This is a genomic window from Arsenicicoccus dermatophilus, assembly GCF_046267915.1.
In the GTDB taxonomy this organism is placed as follows: domain Bacteria; phylum Actinomycetota; class Actinomycetes; order Actinomycetales; family Dermatophilaceae; genus Arsenicicoccus; species Arsenicicoccus dermatophilus_A.
Window position 1 is genome coordinate 2049530 of sequence record NZ_CP176520.1, and the last position, 14825, is coordinate 2064354.

15 protein-coding genes and 1 pseudogene are annotated in these 14825 nt (G+C 71.9%); 5 read left to right on the forward strand and 11 right to left on the reverse strand.

Translation table 11 applies throughout. The features are described 5' to 3' along the window. Window positions 1-2 precede the first annotated feature (2 nt). The 9 genes from rpoZ to pyrR all read right to left on the reverse strand — a co-directional run bounded on the left by rpoZ (window position 3) and on the right by pyrR (window position 9790). Window positions 3-266: a DNA-directed RNA polymerase subunit omega gene (gene rpoZ / locus ACK2IS_RS09900; RefSeq protein ID WP_241452100.1), complete on the reverse strand. Its 264-nt coding sequence runs from the start codon at window positions 264-266 to the stop codon at window positions 3-5. 2 nt (window positions 267-268) lie between these two features. Then, complete coding sequence (gmk, locus tag ACK2IS_RS09905; RefSeq protein ID WP_409483168.1) at window positions 269-886, reverse strand: guanylate kinase; 618 nt, start codon at window positions 884-886, stop codon at window positions 269-271. A 5-nt stretch (window positions 887-891) separates the two neighbouring features. Next, window positions 892-1206 carry an integration host factor, actinobacterial type gene (mihF, locus tag ACK2IS_RS09910; RefSeq protein ID WP_409483169.1) on the reverse strand — a complete coding sequence of 105 codons (315 nt, stop codon included), beginning with the start codon at window positions 1204-1206 and terminating at the stop codon, window positions 892-894. A gap of 213 nt (window positions 1207-1419) precedes the next feature. Further along, window positions 1420-2283, reverse strand: coding sequence for an orotidine-5'-phosphate decarboxylase (gene pyrF, locus ACK2IS_RS09915; RefSeq protein WP_409483170.1), 864 nt, complete (start codon window positions 2281-2283; stop codon window positions 1420-1422). A 58-nt stretch (window positions 2284-2341) separates the two neighbouring features. Then, window positions 2342-5653 carry a carbamoyl-phosphate synthase large subunit gene (gene carB, locus ACK2IS_RS09920; protein ID WP_409483171.1) on the reverse strand — a complete coding sequence of 1104 codons (3312 nt, stop codon included), beginning with the start codon at window positions 5651-5653 and terminating at the stop codon, window positions 2342-2344. Further along, entirely contained in the window at window positions 5653-6855 is a 1203-nt protein-coding gene (gene carA / locus ACK2IS_RS09925) for a glutamine-hydrolyzing carbamoyl-phosphate synthase small subunit (RefSeq protein WP_409483172.1), read from the reverse strand. Before carA ends, carB begins: the two co-directional genes overlap by 1 nt. A gap of 99 nt (window positions 6856-6954) precedes the next feature. Then, complete coding sequence (locus tag ACK2IS_RS09930; protein ID WP_409483173.1) at window positions 6955-8250, reverse strand: dihydroorotase; 1296 nt, start codon at window positions 8248-8250, stop codon at window positions 6955-6957. After that, window positions 8250-9185 (reverse strand): aspartate carbamoyltransferase catalytic subunit, encoded by a 936-nt coding sequence (locus tag ACK2IS_RS09935; protein ID WP_409483174.1) that lies wholly within the window; start codon window positions 9183-9185, stop codon window positions 8250-8252. Before ACK2IS_RS09935 ends, ACK2IS_RS09930 begins: the two co-directional genes overlap by 1 nt. Continuing rightward, complete coding sequence (gene pyrR / locus ACK2IS_RS09940; protein WP_409483175.1) at window positions 9182-9790, reverse strand: bifunctional pyr operon transcriptional regulator/uracil phosphoribosyltransferase PyrR; 609 nt, start codon at window positions 9788-9790, stop codon at window positions 9182-9184. Before pyrR ends, ACK2IS_RS09935 begins: the two co-directional genes overlap by 4 nt. A 286-nt stretch (window positions 9791-10076) precedes the next feature. Between pyrR and ACK2IS_RS09945 the strand changes: the two genes are divergently transcribed. Then, a complete protein-coding gene (locus ACK2IS_RS09945) occupies window positions 10077-10571 on the forward strand; it encodes a transcriptional regulator (protein ID WP_409483176.1) in 495 nt (164 codons plus the stop codon). A gap of 124 nt (window positions 10572-10695) precedes the next feature. On the opposite strand, the gene nusB is transcribed toward ACK2IS_RS09945, so the two are convergent. Together nusB and efp are read right to left on the reverse strand one after the other, a co-directional pair. Continuing rightward, entirely contained in the window at window positions 10696-11121 is a 426-nt protein-coding gene (nusB, locus tag ACK2IS_RS09950) for a transcription antitermination factor NusB (protein ID WP_409483177.1), read from the reverse strand. A gap of 1 nt (window position 11122) precedes the next feature. Then, window positions 11123-11683, reverse strand: a complete 561-nt coding sequence (efp, locus tag ACK2IS_RS09955) for an elongation factor P (RefSeq protein WP_409483178.1) — start codon at window positions 11681-11683, stop codon at window positions 11123-11125. 132 nt (window positions 11684-11815) lie between these two features. Here efp and ACK2IS_RS09960 point away from each other — a divergent pair, with 132 nt between their 5' ends. The 4 genes and pseudogenes from ACK2IS_RS09960 to ACK2IS_RS09975 all read left to right on the forward strand — a co-directional run bounded on the left by ACK2IS_RS09960 (window position 11816) and on the right by ACK2IS_RS09975 (window position 14789). Beyond that, a complete protein-coding gene (locus tag ACK2IS_RS09960) occupies window positions 11816-12262 on the forward strand; it encodes a hypothetical protein (RefSeq protein ID WP_409483179.1) in 447 nt (148 codons plus the stop codon). Beyond that, window positions 12259-12471, forward strand: a pseudogene (locus ACK2IS_RS09965) (glutamate synthase-related protein); the annotation flags it as partial. The gene ACK2IS_RS09960 and the pseudogene ACK2IS_RS09965, both read left to right, overlap by 4 nt. Window positions 12472-12535: 64 nt before the next feature. Continuing rightward, entirely contained in the window at window positions 12536-13393 is an 858-nt protein-coding gene (locus ACK2IS_RS09970) for a glutamate synthase-related protein (RefSeq protein WP_409485661.1), read from the forward strand. Between the two features lie 256 nt (window positions 13394-13649). Next, on the forward strand, window positions 13650-14789 hold the full coding sequence (locus ACK2IS_RS09975) for a YeeE/YedE family protein (protein WP_409483180.1): 1140 nt from the start codon (window positions 13650-13652) through the stop codon (window positions 14787-14789). The last annotated feature ends 36 nt before the right edge of the window (window positions 14790-14825 follow it).

A 14825-nucleotide genomic window follows, 5' to 3' on the forward strand; every position in this document is an offset into this window, starting at 1 on the left:
GGTCAGCCCTCGGTGGGCTCGGAGGTCAGCAGCCCCTCGTTGATCTCGCGGAGCGCGATCGACAGGGGCTTCTCGTGGACCTGCGTCTCGACCAGGGGCCCGACGTACTCCAGGAGGCCCTCGGACAGCTGCGAGTAGTAGGCGTTGATCTGCCGGGCGCGCTTGGCCGAGTAGATGACCAGCGCGTACTTCGAGTCGGCGATCTCCAGGAGGTCGTCGATCGGGGGGTTGGTGATCCCGATGGGGGCAGCAACGGTGCCAGGCACGGTCAGTCTCGCTTCGGTTGGAGGTCAGATCTCATCAATGATACGAGTTCCTCCGCCGCGCGGCGAACGTCGTCGTTGACGATGGTCACGTCGAACTCCTCCTGGGCCGCCAGCTCGGCCCGGGCCGTGGTCAGGCGCCGGGCCCGCTCAGCCTTGTCCTCGGTCCCCCGGCCGACGAGCCGACGGACCAGCTCCTCCCAGCTGGGTGGGGCCAGGAAGACGAACAGCGCCTCGGGCATGGTCCGACGCACCTGTCGCGCGCCCTGCAGGTCGATCTCCAGCAGCGCCGGACGACCGCTCGCGAGCACCTGCTCCACCGGTTCCCGGGGGGTGCCGTAGTCGTGGGTGCCGTGCACCGTGGCCCACTCCAGGAAGTCCCCCGCCTCCCGGCGTCGCCGGAAGTCCTCGCGCGTGGTGAAGTGGTAGTGCACCCCGTCGGTCTCGCCGGGGCGAGGCGGTCGGGTCGTGGCCGATACCGAGAGCCACACCTCGGGGTGGTGCTCGCGGACGCAGGCCGCAACCGTGCCCTTGCCCACCGCGGTGGGCCCGGCGAGGACCACCAGCCGCGGGGCCGCGCCGGCGGGGTGCCCGGAGCCGCCCGCGCCGGTGTCCTGCGCCACGGCGGTCAGCCCTCGAAGCGGGTGAGGAGCGCGGCGATCTGGTTGGCGCCCAGACCGCGGACGCGGCGGGTGCGCGAGATGCCCACCTCCTCCATGATCTGGCGGGCGCGGACCTGGCCCACTCCCGGCAGCGACTCCAGGAGCACGTAGACCTTCATCTTGCCGATCACGTCGTTGGTCTTGCCCTGGTCGAGCACGGAGCGCAGGGAACCCTGCCCGTACTTCAGCTGGTTCTTGACCGCGGCGCGCTCACGGCGTGCGACGGCGGCCTTCTCCAGGGCCTCGGCTCGCTGCTCGGGGGTGAGGGTAGGCAGAGCCACGGGGGTCTCCTTGAGGTAGTGCCGGCACCCAGGAGGGGGCGCCGGACTGGCTAGGCGTGCGGACAACGTATCTGCGGGAACCGGACGAGGGCAACGAGTGATTCGCCGCCCCCGGGCGTCCAGACGACCCTAGTGCGTTGAAGGTTCCAGATGGGACGAATTGGGTCATAACAGACTAGTTACCGCCGCCGTCCGGGTCATAGGAGTCGACGTTCAGTGATGGTTGCTCAGCAGCTCCCGCATACGAGAACCAGTCATCGTCACCGTCCGGCGCAGCTCTCCCGCGTCTGGCCCAGAGGCCAGCACCTCCCGTGAGCTCGAGGGCAGCACCTGGCCCAGCGCCGGGCCGAAGACCTCGCGCAAGGACTGCGCCGTGCCGCCCTGCGCCCCCACCCCCGGGGCGAGCAGCGGTCCGCCCACGGCCGCCAGGTCCAGCTCGAGGTCGGTCACGGCCGAGCCCACCGTGGCGCCGACGACCAGCCCCACCGAGCCCAGCTCGCCGCGGGCCCGGGCCTCGGCGTTGTCCGCGGTGGCCCCGGCCACCATCTCCCCCGCCACCGAGCCGGCGCCCGTGGTCCGGGCGTGCTGGACCGCGGCGCCCTCGGGGTTGGAGGTGAGCGCGAGGACGAAGACCCCGCGCCCGGTCCGGGCGGCCAGGTCCAGGACCGGGCGCAGGGAGCCGTAACCGAGGTAGGGCGAGACGGTGATCGCATCGACCGCCTCGGGCGCGTCGGGGCCGAGGAAGGCCTCCCCGTACGCCGTCATGGTCGAGCCGATGTCTCCGCGCTTGACGTCGAGCAGCGTCAGCGTGCCGGCCTCGCGCAGCCCCGCGCACACCCGCTCGAGCAGGGCTACCCCGCGCGACCCGAACACCTCGAAGAACGCCGACTGCGGCTTGACGGCCGCGACCCGTCCGCCGAAGGCCTCAACGCAGGTCAGCGCGAAATGCTCGACCCCGGCCAGGTCGTAGGTCAGGCCCCAGGACTCGACCAGGGCCCGGTGCGGGTCGATGCCCACGCACAGGGGTCCGTGCTCGTCCATGGCGGCGCGCAGCCGGGCTCCGAAGCTCGTGGTCATCAGGTCTCCTGGGGTGCGGGTGGGGATCGGGCGTCGGTATGCCGTCCGAGGGGGCGGCTCAGTCTGCCGCGTGCGCCCCGTGCTCGGCGAACCGGGCCGCGTGCTCCTGCAGCGAGCGCACCGTCAGCGGGGCCGCCCGCAGCGACTCGATGCCCTGGACCGCCGCGGCCAGCTGCTGCACCGTGGTGATGATCGGCTTGTCCATCCCGGTGGTGGCGGTGCGGATGGCGTAGCCGTCGGCCCGGGCCTCCTGGCTGGAGGGGGTGTTGACGACCATGTCCACCTGCCCGGCGAGGATCAGGTCGACGACCGTCGGCTCGCCCTGCGGCCCCGGCCCCGCGGAGTGCTTGCGCACCGCCACGGCCCGGACTCCGTTGCGCCGCAGCACGTTCGCGGTGCCCTCGGTCGCGAGGATCCGGAAGCCCAGGTCCGACAGCCGCTTGCAGGGGAAGATCATCGCCCGCTTGTGCCGGTCGGCGACGGAGACGAAGACCGTCCCTGCGTCCGGCAGCCCGCCGAAGGCCCCCAGCTGGGCCTTGGCGAAGGCCGTCCCGAAGTCGTCCGCCAGACCCATGACCTCGCCCGTGGAGCGCATCTCGGGCCCGAGGATGGTGTCCACGAACTCGCCCTCGCGGGTCACGAACCGCTTGAACGGCAGCACCGCCTCCTTGACCGCGGTCCCGGCCTCGATCGGCAGCGTCGCCCCGTCGCCCTCGCACGGCAGCAGCCCCTCGGCCCGCAGCTCGGCGATGGTGGCGCCCAGCATGATCCGGGCCGCGGCCTTGGCGATCGGGACGCCCGTCGCCTTGGCGACGAAGGGCACCGTGCGGGACGCCCGCGGGTTGGCCTCCAGGACGTAGAGGATGTCCTGGGCCAGCGCGAACTGCACGTTCATCAGGCCGCGCACGCCGATCCCTTCGGCCAGGCGACGGGTGGACTCGCGGACCCGGTCGATCTCGGCGCGCCCCAGGGTCACCGGGGGCAGCACGCACGCGGAGTCCCCGGAGTGGATGCCCGCCTCCTCGATGTGCTCCATGATCGCGCCGACATACATCTCCTGGCCGTCGTGCAGCACGTCCACGTCGATCTCGACGGCGTCGTCGAGGAAGCGGTCCACCAGGATCGGCCGATCCGGCCCCGCCAGCGCGGCCCGGGTGACGTAGTCCGACAGGGTCCGGTCGTCGTAGACGATCTGCATGCCCCGGCCGCCGAGCACGTACGACGGACGGACCAGCACCGGGTAGCCGATCTCCCGGGCCACGTCGAGCGCCTCCTGCGCGGAGCAGGCCGTCCCGAACCGCGGTGCGGGCAGCCCTGCCTCGTGCATGACCCGCCCGAAGGCGCCGCGGTCCTCGGCCAGGTGGATCGCCTCCGGGGAGGTGCCGACCACCGGGAGCCCCTCGTCCTTGAGCGCCTGTGCCAGGCCGAGCGGCGTCTGCCCGCCGAGCTGCACCACCACGCCCGCGACCGGACCGGCCGCCCGCTCCGCGGCATACACCTCCAGCACGTCCTCGAGGGTGAGCGGCTCGACGTAGAGCCGGCTGCTGGTGTCGTAGTCCGTGGAGACCGTCTCCGGGTTGCAGTTGACCATGACCGTGTCGAAGCCCTGGTCGCGCAGCGCGAAGCTCGCGTGGACGCAGGAGTAGTCGAACTCCACGCCCTGCCCGATCCGGTTGGGCCCCGAGCCCAGGATGAGCACCGCCGGGCGCTCGCGCGGAAGCACCTCGGTCTCCTCGTCGTAGGACGAGTAGTAGTAGGGCGTGCTCGCCGCGAACTCCGCGGCGCAGGTGTCCACGGTCTTGTAGACCGGGCGCACGCCGAGGGCCTGGCGGACCCCCCGCACGACGGGCTCGCTCATGCCGGTCAGCTGCGCCAGCTGGGCGTCGCTGAAGCCGTGCCGCTTCGCCAGGCGCAGCAGCTGCGGGGTGAGCGTCTCCACCCCCTCGACGGCCCGGGCGACCTCGTCGACCAGGGCTATCTGGTCCAGGAACCATGGGTCGATCCGGGTCGCCTCGTGCGCCTCCTCGACGGTCATGCCCGCCCGGATCGCCTGCTGCACCAGCAGGATCCGGCCGTCCGTGGGCGTCCGGGCCTGCTCCAGCCAGGCAGCGCCCTCGGCCCGTCCGGGCCGCTCCCCGCGCCAGTGGAAGGCCGCGTCGGCCCGCTCCAGGGAGCGCAGGGCCTTCTGCAGGGCCTCGGTGAAGCAGCGCCCGATGGCCATGGCCTCCCCCACCGACTTCATCGTCGTGGTGAGGGTCGGGTCGGCCGCGGGGAACTTCTCGAAGGCGAAGCGCGGCACCTTGACGACGACGTAGTCGAGGGTCGGCTCGAAGGCGGCCGGCGTCACCCGGGTGATGTCGTTGGGCACCTCGTCCAGGGTGTAGCCGATCGCCATCCGGGCGGCGATCTTGGCGATCGGGAAGCCGGTGGCCTTGGACGCCAGGGCCGAGGAGCGCGAGACGCGAGGGTTCATCTCGATGACGATGACCCGGCCGTCCTGCGGGTTGACGGCGAACTGGATGTTGCACCCGCCGGTGTCCACGCCGACCTCGCGGATGACGGCGATGCCGATGTCCCGCAGCCGCTGGTACTCCCGGTCGGTCAGCGTCTGCGCCGGCGCCACCGTGATCGAGTCGCCGGTGTGCACGCCCATCGGGTCGAGGTTCTCGATCGAGCAGACGACCACGACGTTGTCGGCGTGGTCGCGCATCACCTCCAGCTCGTACTCCTTCCACCCCAGGATCGACTCCTCCAGGAGCACCTCGCCCGTCGGGGAGGCGAAGAGCCCGGCCCCGGCGATGCGGCGCAGGTCCTGCTCGTCGTACGCGAAGCCGGACCCGAGCCCGCCCATGGTGAACGACGGGCGGACCACGACCGGGTAGCCCAGATCGTCGGCGGCGGCGAGGCACTCGTCCATCGAGGCGCAGATCGTGGAGCGTGCCGACTCCGCGCCACAGCGTTCCACCACGCCCTTGAACCGCTCCCGGTCCTCCCCCAGCCGGATCGCCTCGACGTCGGCGCCGATCAGCGGGCAGCCGTAGCGCTCCAGGACGCCCCGGTCGTGCAGGGCCAGCGCGCAGGTGAGCGCCGTCTGCCCGCCCAGGGTGGCGAGCACCGCGTCGGGCCGCTCCTTGGCGATGATCGCCTCGACCACCTCGGGGGTGATCGGCTCGACATAGGTCGCGTCCGCGAACTCGGGGTCGGTCATGATCGTCGCGGGGTTGGAGTTGACCAGGACGACCCGGATCCCCTCCTCGCGCAGCACCCGGCAGGCCTGGGTGCCCGAGTAGTCGAACTCGCAGGCCTGGCCGATGACGATCGGCCCGGAGCCGATGACCAGCACGCTGGTGATGTCGGGGTTGCGGGGCATCAGCGGGCACCGTCCTCACGGGTCCGGGTGTCACGGATCAGCGCGACGAAGCGGTCGAACAGGTAGGCCGCGTCGTGCGGACCGGCCGCGGCCTCGGGGTGGTACTGCACCGAGAAGGCCGGCACCTCCAGGCACTCCAGCCCCTCGACGACCTGGTCGTTGAGCCCGACGTGGGAGACGCGAGCGCGGCCGTAGGGCGTCCGCAGCTCCTCCCCGATCGGCGCGGCCACCGCGAAGCCGTGGTTCTGCGCGGTGATCTCGACCGTGCGGGTGCGCAGGTCCATGACCGGCTGGTTGATGCCCCGGTGGCCGTAGCGCAGCTTGTAGGTGCCCAGCCCCAGTGCCCGCCCGAGGATCTGGTGGCCGAAGCAGATGCCGAAGAAGGGGATCCGCGCGTCGAGCACCTGGCGCAGGAGCGCCACCTCGTGCTCGGCCGTCGCCGGGTCGCCCGGCCCGTTGGACAGGAACACCGCATCGGGCCGGACCGCCTGCACGTCCGCGAAGGTCGACGAGGCGGGCAGCACGTGCACCTCCAGCCCCCGCTCGGCCAGGCGCTGCGGGGTCATCCCCTTGATGCCCAGGTCGACCGCGGCCACCCGGCCGATCGGATCGCCCTGCGCCGGCACGACGTACGCCTCCCCCGTGGTCACCTCGCCTGCGAGGGCGGAGCCGGCCATCGCCGGGTGGCGCACCACCTCGGCGCGCAGCTCCTCCTCGGGGCGGGCCGCCGCGGCGCCGGCGAAGATCCCCGCCCGCATGGTGCCGCGCTCGCGCAGGTGCCGGGTCAGGGCGCGGGTGTCCAGGTCGCAGATGCCGACGACGCCCTCCCGCTCCAGCCGGTCCTCCAGCTCGCCGGTCGCCCGCCAGCTCGACGACCGCAGCGCGGGATCGCGGACCACGAAGCCCGCCACCCAGATCCGGCCGGACTCGTCGTCCTCGTCGTTGACCCCGGTGTTGCCCATGTGCGGGGCCGTCATCACCACGACCTGGCGGTGGTACGACGGGTCGGTCAGCGTCTCCTGGTAGCCGGTCATACCGGTGGCGAAGACCACCTCGCCCACGGTCCGCCCGACGGCGCCGTAGGACCGCCCGCGGAAGGTGCGACCGTCCTCCAGGACCAGCACGGCCGGGGCCCGGTCGAGGAGGCGGCGCGGGCCGGGCGGGTCGGCCGGACGGGGCTGGCGGGGAGATGACTGGCTCACGGGCGGCTCCGCTCGTCGGCTGCTGGCGGTCAGGCCTGCGGCCGTATGCCGACGGGCCCTCGCTCCCTGGGGAGCGGGGGCCCGTCGTCGGACCGCAGATCAGGCGAGCACGCCGTCGCGCGCGGTCACGCGTCCCCGCAGGAGGGTCGCGCGGACCGCACCGGTGAACGTGCGCCCGTGCCACGGATTGTTGCGCGATTGCGACAGACTCGCAGATCGGTCCACGGTCAGAGACCGGCTGGGGTCGATGAGCACGAGGTTGCCGGGCTCGCCCACCTCGATCGGACGGCCGTGGCCCTCGAGGCGGGCGATCTCGGCCGGGCGGGTGGACATCACCCGGGCGACGTCGGCCCAGGACATCCGGCCCGGCTGCACCATCAGCTCGCTGACGACGCCGAGGGCGGTCTCCAGGCCGAGCATCCCGAAGGCCGCGTCGGCGAAGGCGTGCTCCTTGTCGTGCGAGACGTGCGGCGCGTGGTCGGTGGCCACGACGTCGATCGTCCCGTCGGCGAGGGCCGCGCGCAGCTCCTCGGCATACTCGCTCGGGCGCAGCGGCGGGTTGACCTTGTAGACCGTGTCGTAGCCCTCCAGCAGGTCCGTGGTCAGCGCCAAGTGGTGCGGGGTCACCTCGGCCGTCACGGGCAGGCCCTTGGCCTTGGCCCAGCGGATGACCTCCAGCGAGCCCGGCGTGGAGACGTGCGCCATGTGCACCCGGCCGCCGGTGGCCTTCGCGAGCATGACGTCGCGGGCGACGATCGCCTCCTCCGCCGCGTCCGGCCAGCCGGGCAGCCCCAGGCGGCCGGAGAGCTCGCCCTCGTGGCAGCAGGCCGCCGGACCGGCGAGGGCCGGGTCCTGGCTGTGCTGGGAGATGACGCCGTCGAAGGCCGTGACGTACTCCAGCGCGCGGCGCATCAGCTGGCTGTCGTGGACGCAGCGCCCGTCGTCGGAGAAGACGCGCACGCGCGCCTGGGACCGGGCCATCAGCCCGAGCTCGGAGATCTCCTCGCCCGCCAGGGCCTTGGTGACCGACCCGACCGGCATGACGTCGACCAGGCCGACCTCCTGCCCACGCCGCCAGACCTCGACGGCCTTCTCCGGGGTGTCCGTGACCGGCGTGGTGTTGGCCATCGCGAAGACCGCGGAGTAGCCGCCGACGGCCGCCGCGGCCGAGCCGGTGCGGATCGTCTCGGCGTCCTCGCGACCGGGCTCGCGAAGGTGGGTGTGCAGGTCGACGAAGGCGGGCAGCAGGACCAGCCCGTCGGCGTCGAGGACCTCGCCGTCCTGGGCCGCGCCCCGGTCGATCGAGCCGATCTCCCGGATCACGCCGTCGACGACGAGGACGTCGGCGGAACGCTCGCCGAGCAGGCTGGCACCGGTGATGAGGGTGGTGGACATCAGGCGTCGACTCCTTCGCCGGCGAACAGGTGGTAGAGCACGGCCATGCGGACGGCGACGCCGCCGGAGACCTGGTCGAGGATGACCGAGCGGGCGCCGTCGGCGGCGTCCGAGGAGATCTCCAGACCGCGGTTCATGGGTCCCGGGTGGCAGATCAGTGCGTCGTCGCGCAGCAGCTCCAGCCGGCGCGGGGTCAGTCCGTAGCCGTCGGTGTACTCCCGCGGGGTGGGGAAGAAGCCGCCGCTCATCCGCTCCTTCTGGACGCGCAGCATCATGACCGCGTCCGCCCGGGGGATCTCGGCGTCGAAGTCGTAGGACCAGGCGAAGCCGTCGCGCTCGGCCCAGGTGCGGATGCCGTCCGGCATCAGCGTGGGCGGGGCGACGACGGTGACCGTGGCGCCGAGCTTCTTCAGGCACAGGACGTTGGACCGGAAGACCCGGCTGTGCCGCAGGTCGCCGCAGATGACGACGTGGCGGCCGTCCAGGTCGCCCAGCTCGCGCCGCATGGTGTAGGCGTCCAGGAGTGCCTGGGTGGGGTGCTCGTGGGTGCCGTCGCCGGCGTTGATCACCACGCCCGTCACCCACTCGGAGATGAGCTTCTGCGCACCCGAGGCCATGTGCCGGATGATGAAGCCGTCCACGCCCATGGCCTGGAGGTTCTGCACGGTGTCCTTGAGCGACTCGCCCTTGGACAGCGAGGAGCCCTTGCCGGCCATGTTGAGCGAGTCGGCGGAGAGCCACTTCTCGGCGAGCTCGAAGGACCCGCGGGTGCGGGTCGAGTCCTCGAAGAAGAAGTTGACGATGGTGCGCCCGCGCAGCGTGGGGAGCTTCTTGATGTCGCGGTGCTGGACCTCGTGCATCTGCACGGCCGTGTCGAGGATCTGCACGACGTCCTCGCGGCTGAGGTCGTTGATCGAGAGCAGGTGCTTGTTCACCGGTGTCCTCCGGAGATGACGACCTCGTCGCTGCCGTCCCGCTCGGCGAGCTTCACGCAGACTCGCTCGGCGGCGGAGGTGGGGAGGTTCTTTCCGACGTGGTCGGCGCGGATGGGCAGGTCGCGGTGGCCACGGTCGACGAGGACCGCGAGCCGGACCGCCTGGGGGCGACCGAGGTCGGTGAGCGCGTCGAGAGCCGCGCGGACCGTCCGGCCGGAGCAGAGCACGTCGTCGACCAGGACGACGGTCTTGCCGTCGATGCCGCCGGCGGGGATGTCGAGACGCTCTGCCGCACGGATCGGCTGGCTGCGCAGATCGTCTCGGTACATGGTGATGTCGATCGCCCCGAGCGGGACGTCGACGCCCTCGACGTCGGCCAGGATGGCGGCGAGCCGGCGGGCGAGGGGCACCCCGCGCGTCGGGATGCCGAGGACGACGAGGCCCTCGGCTCCCTTGTTGCGCTCGAGCACCTCGTGGGCCATGCGGCGCAGGGCCCGAGCGATCTCGGTGTCGCTCATGACGACCCGGGCGTCGGCGCCGAGGTCGTCGCTGCCCGAGGAGGGCAGGTCGGTGGGTGGCTGGGAAACTTCCGGGGCAGGCGTCATGACGTCTGACCTCCTTCTCGCCTCACGGGACGGGGTTAAAGGATGCCGATCGGGGTGATCCTAGCCTGTTTCTCACCAGTGGCCGGACCGCGCTAGGGTCCCCCATGTGGTGGTGCGGGCAGGGCGGCTGCGGCCCGTGACACTGACGGACAAAATACGCACTCTGAGTGAATACTTTGCCCATACGAATGAATCCGTACGGTCAATTCGCCATTATGCTTGCCGCCCGCATCACGGTGCGTAACCATTCTCGTGTTACAGACAGTTACGTGGATCGGAGTCAATCGTGGCCAGCGACTACGCGAAGGCCCTCGGCGCCCGACTGCGCAGCATCCGCACCCAGCAGGGCCTGTCCCTGCACGCGGTGGAGGAGCGCTCGCAGGGACGCTGGAAGGCCGTCGTGGTGGGTTCCTACGAGCGAGGGGACCGTGCCGTCACGGTGCAGCGCCTCTCCGAGCTCGCCGACTTCTACGGCGTACCCGTCTCGGCCCTGATGCCCGACTCCGAGGTCGCCCCGGCCACCGAGGCGCCCGCCAAGCTCATCATCGACCTGGAGGCCCTGTCCCAGGTCTCCGCCGAGCGGGCGGGCCCCCTCGCCCGCTACGCCGCCACGATCCAGTCCCAGCGTGGCGACTACAACGGCAAGGTGCTGTCCATCCGCCAGGAGGACCTGCGCACCCTGGCCGTGATCTACGACACCTCGCCGGGCCAGCTCGCCGACGAGCTCGTCGGCTGGGGCGTGCTCGACCCGGCCGCCCGGCGCGGGATCGCCGAGAGCTGAGACCCACGCCCACCCAGGGCACGACGAAGGGGCCACCATCCGCGAGCGGGTGGTGGCCCCCTCGTCGTCGCCTGCCGTCGTCGTCAGGCGGGCCGGGACGTCACCCCCAGACCGGGCACCCGACTCAGACCAGGCTCGCCTTGACCTGCTGCAACCGGCCCAGCAGCCCGTTGACGAAGCCCGGTGACTCGTCCGTCGACAGCTCCTTGGCCAGTCCGACCGCCTCGGCGATGGCGACGCCCTCGGGCACGTCCGCGCCATACACGAGCTCGAAGGCGCCGAGCCGCAGGATCGCGCGGTCCACCGCGGGCATCCGGTCCAGCGTCCAGCCCTGGGCATAGGTCGCGAGGGCGTCGTCGATGGCGGCCCAGTGCTCGACCACTCCGCGCACGAGCACGCGGGTGTAGTCCGGCACCGGGTGGTCCTCCTGCCCCGCCCGCAGCGGCGAGGCGACCCGCTCGGTCAGCAGGTCTGCGGCGTTGACGCCCCGGGACTCCGCCTCGAACAGGATGTCGAGCGCGCGCTTGCGCGCCTTCGCACGAGCGGACACGTCAGTTGACGCGGCCGAGGTAGGAGCCGTCGCGGGTGTCGACCTTGACCTTGGTGCCGGTCTCCAGGAACAACGGGACGGCGATCTGCGCACCGGTCTCCAGCGTCGCCGGCTTGGTGCCACCGGTGGAGCGGTCACCCTGCAGGCCCGGCTCGGTGTAGGTGATCTCCAGGACGACCGACGGGGGCAGCTCGACGTACAGCGGGACACCGTCGTGCGTGGCGACGATGGCCTCCTGGTTCTCCAGCATGTAGTCCGCGGCCTTGCCGACGACGTCCTCGGAGACGCTGGTCTGGTCGAAGGTCTTGCCGTCCATGAAGACGAACTCCGAGCCGTCCTTGTAGAGGTACTGCATCGTGCGCTTGTCGACGTTGGCCGTGTCGACCTTGGTGCCCGCGTTGAAGGTCTTGTCCACGACCTTGCCGCTCAGGACCGACTTGAGCTTGGTCCGCACGAAGGCCGGCCCCTTGCCCGGCTTGACGTGCTGGAACTCCACCACGGACCACAGCTGGCCCTCCAGGTTGAGCACCATGCCGTTCTTGAGGTCGTTCGTCGTTGCCACAGGGCCGTCCGTTCCGGATCGAGGGTCAGAGATTGTCCGGAGCAGTCTATCCGTTCCGCCGACACCGGACCTTCACCCCGGCTTCGCCGCAGGCCAGGCACACCTCACCCCCCCGCCCCGCAGGATGGAGCCATGAAGCTCTCCACTGCAGCCATGGGCGGCCTGGCCGCCGTCGCCGGCATCGCCGCGCACGACCTGACCCAGAGGAAGCACTCCCTGCTGCGTACCTTCCCGGTGCTCGGGCACGGGCGATACCTCGTCGAGGAGATCGGGCCCGAGCTGCGGCAGTACATCGTCGCCAGCAACGACGAGGAGCGCCCCTTCAGCCGGGACCAGCGGCGCTACATCTACGCCTCGGCGAAGGGGCAGAACACCTACTTCGGCTTCGGCAGCGACAACGACTTCGACACCGCCAGCAACTACCCGGTGATCAAGCACCGCACCTTTGCCGACGTCGCCCCGCCACCCACCACGGCGACGGGGACGAGGTCGGCCTGCCGGCCGCCAAGGTCGTGGGCGCGGCGCGCGGACGGACCCACGCCTTCCGGCCGCGGTCGGTGGTCAACGTCTCCGCGATGAGCTTCGGCTCGCTGTCCGGTGCGGCCATCCGCTCGCTCAACCGCGGCTGCGCCGACGCCGAGGCGCTGCACAACACCGGCGAGGGCGGGCTGTCCGACCACCACCGTCAGGGCGCCGACCTGGTCTGGCAGATCGGGACGGGCTACTTCGGGTGCCGCGACGAGCGGGGCGGGTTCTCCCTCGACCGGCTCAAGGAGACCGTCGCCGCGGCGCCGGTGAAGATGCTGGAGATCAAGCTCAGCCAGGGCGCCAAGCCGGGCCTGGGCGCCGGTCCTGCCCGCCGCCAAGGTGACCCCGGAGATCGCCGCGATCCGGGACATCCCGGAGGGCGAGGACTGCATCTCCCCCTCCCGCCACTCGGCCTTCCACGACATCGACTCGATGCTGGACTTCGTGGAGCTGCTCGGCAGCGAGACCGGCCTGCCCGTGGGCATCAAGTCCGCCGTCGGTCACCAGGACTTCTGGCGGGAGCTGGCGGAGCGGATGGCGCAGGGCGGCCGCGGGGTCGACTTCATCACCGTCGACGGCGGCGAGGGCGGCACCGGGGCGGCTCCGCTGGTCTTCTCCGACTCGGTGTCGATGCCCTTCCGGACGGGCTTCGCCCGGGTATATGCCGAGTTCGCGCGCGTCGGGATCACCGACGACGTGGTCTTCGTCGGGTCGGGGCGCCTCGGCCTGCCGGACAACGCAATGGTGGCCTTCGCCCTCGGGGCGGACCTGGTCAACGTGGCGCGCGAGGCGATGCTCGCCGTGGGCTGCATCCAGACCCAGCGCTGCCACACCGGCGTCTGCCCGGTGGGCGTCGCCACGCAGAACCCCTGGCTGGAGCGCGGCGTGAACGTCCCCGTCAAGGCCGACCGGGTGTCGCGCTACCTGTCGACCCTGCGCCGCGACCTGCTCAAGGTCTCCCAGTCCGTGGGCGTGCACCACCCCGGCCTGGTCACCGTCGACGACATCGAGATGCTTGACGGCAACGGTGGCGGCGAGTCGCTGCGGGCGAGCTATGGCTACGAGCCGGGCTGGGGCGAGCTGGGGCCGCAGCTGCGCGAGGAGATCGTGGCGATCATGTCCGGGTCGGCGCCGGAGGGCGGTACCCACCAGGAGCGGGGCCGGGCCGACCTGCCCGACTGATCGCACCGACCGGCCGGCCCGACCGATCGGCCCGGGCAGGCAGCCCGAGGGGGAGCGCCCGCGCGGTGGGCGCTCCCCCTCCCTGCTTCCCTCGCTGCTTGGTCTCGCTGCTCCCCTCCCCCTTCCGCAGGCCACACCGGCACCCCTCCCACCTGCGCGGTCGGCGAGGGTGCCGTCCGAGGGGTGGACGGCGTCTCGTCATACATAACTGATCATTATGGTTTTCCCAACATTCAGACTCCCCCAAGGAGAAGCCATGGCCCTCACCGGCCTTCTGCTCGGTGCCCTGCTCGGACTCGTCCTGCAGCGCGGCCGGTTCTGCGTCACCGGTGCCTTCCGCGACCTGTGGGTCGCTCGCAACAGCCGCTGGTTCACGGCCTTCCTGATCGTGGTGGCGGTCCAGAGCGTCGGCGTGTTCGCGCTCCAGTCGCTCGGCGTCATCACCCTGGCCGCCAAGCCCCTCCCCCTGGTGGCGACCGCCGTCGGTGGCCTGATCTTCGGGTTTGCCATCGTCCTGGCCGGCGGGTGCGCCACCGGCACCTACTACCGCGCCGGCGAGGGCCTGGTCGGCTCCTGGATCGCCCTCGGCATGTACGCCCTGCTCGCAGCCGTCATGAAGTACGGCCCGCTCAAGCCGGTCAACGACACCGTGCGGTCCTGGACCGTCCCGGTCACGACGATCCCCGCCACCCTCGGCGTCTCCCCCTGGGTCCTCGTCCTCGTGCTCGTCGCGGCCGTCGGCGCGCTCGCAGCCCGACACCTCGCCCGGGACGCCCGCCGCCCCGCCCTGGCCACCCTCCCCCCGACGCGTCGGGGCCTGGCCCACCTGCTCCTCGAGAAGCCCTGGCACGCCTTCGCCACCGCCCTCATGATCGGCGTCATCGCCGTCGCGGCCTGGCCGCTGTCCTTCGCCGCCGGCCGCCAGGACGGGCTCGGCATCACGACGCCGTCCGCCACCCTGGTGCGCTACCTCGCCACCGGCCGCGCCGACGCGATCGACTGGGGCGTCTGGCTGGTGCTCGGGATCCTCGTCGGGTCGTATGCCGCCGCCAAGGCATCCGGGGAGTTCCGGGTGCGGGTGCCGGACGCCCGCCAGGCGACCCGCTCGCTCGTCGGCGGGGCGCTCATGGGCGTGGGCGCCTCCCTCGCCGGCGGGTGCACCATCGGCAACGCCATGGTGCAGACCGCGCAGCTGACCTACCAGGGCTGGGTGGCCCTCGCGGCGATGGTGCTCGGCGTCGGTCTGGCCACCCGCGTGTTCGTCACCACGCACCGACGAGAGGGTGCCCTCACCGGCGCGTCCGCCGTCGACGCCGATGCCCTCACCGACGGGTCGCCCGCCGGCGCCGCCGACCCGGCTGCGGCGCGCCCGCTGCGGCTCACCCCGGCGCCCTGACCGGCCTACCCCTGACCACCACCCCACCGACGTCCC

What these genes read in the sequence shown, in the direction of transcription:
- ACK2IS_RS09930 (WP_409483173.1), bottom strand. Translation starts at nt 8,250, where the DNA reads ATGTCCACCACCCTCATCACCGGTGCCAGCCTGCTCGGCGAGCGTTCC.
- ACK2IS_RS09975 (WP_409483180.1), top strand. Translation starts at nt 13,650, where the DNA reads ATGGCCCTCACCGGCCTTCTGCTCGGTGCCCTGCTCGGACTCGTCCTG.
- pyrF (WP_409483170.1), bottom strand. Translation starts at nt 2,283, where the DNA reads ATGACCACGAGCTTCGGAGCCCGGCTGCGCGCCGCCATGGACGAGCAC.
- carB (WP_409483171.1), bottom strand. Translation starts at nt 5,653, where the DNA reads ATGCCCCGCAACCCCGACATCACCAGCGTGCTGGTCATCGGCTCCGGG.
- pyrR (WP_409483175.1), bottom strand. Translation starts at nt 9,790, where the DNA reads ATGACGCCTGCCCCGGAAGTTTCCCAGCCACCCACCGACCTGCCCTCC.
- ACK2IS_RS09960 (WP_409483179.1), top strand. Translation starts at nt 11,816, where the DNA reads ATGAAGCTCTCCACTGCAGCCATGGGCGGCCTGGCCGCCGTCGCCGGC.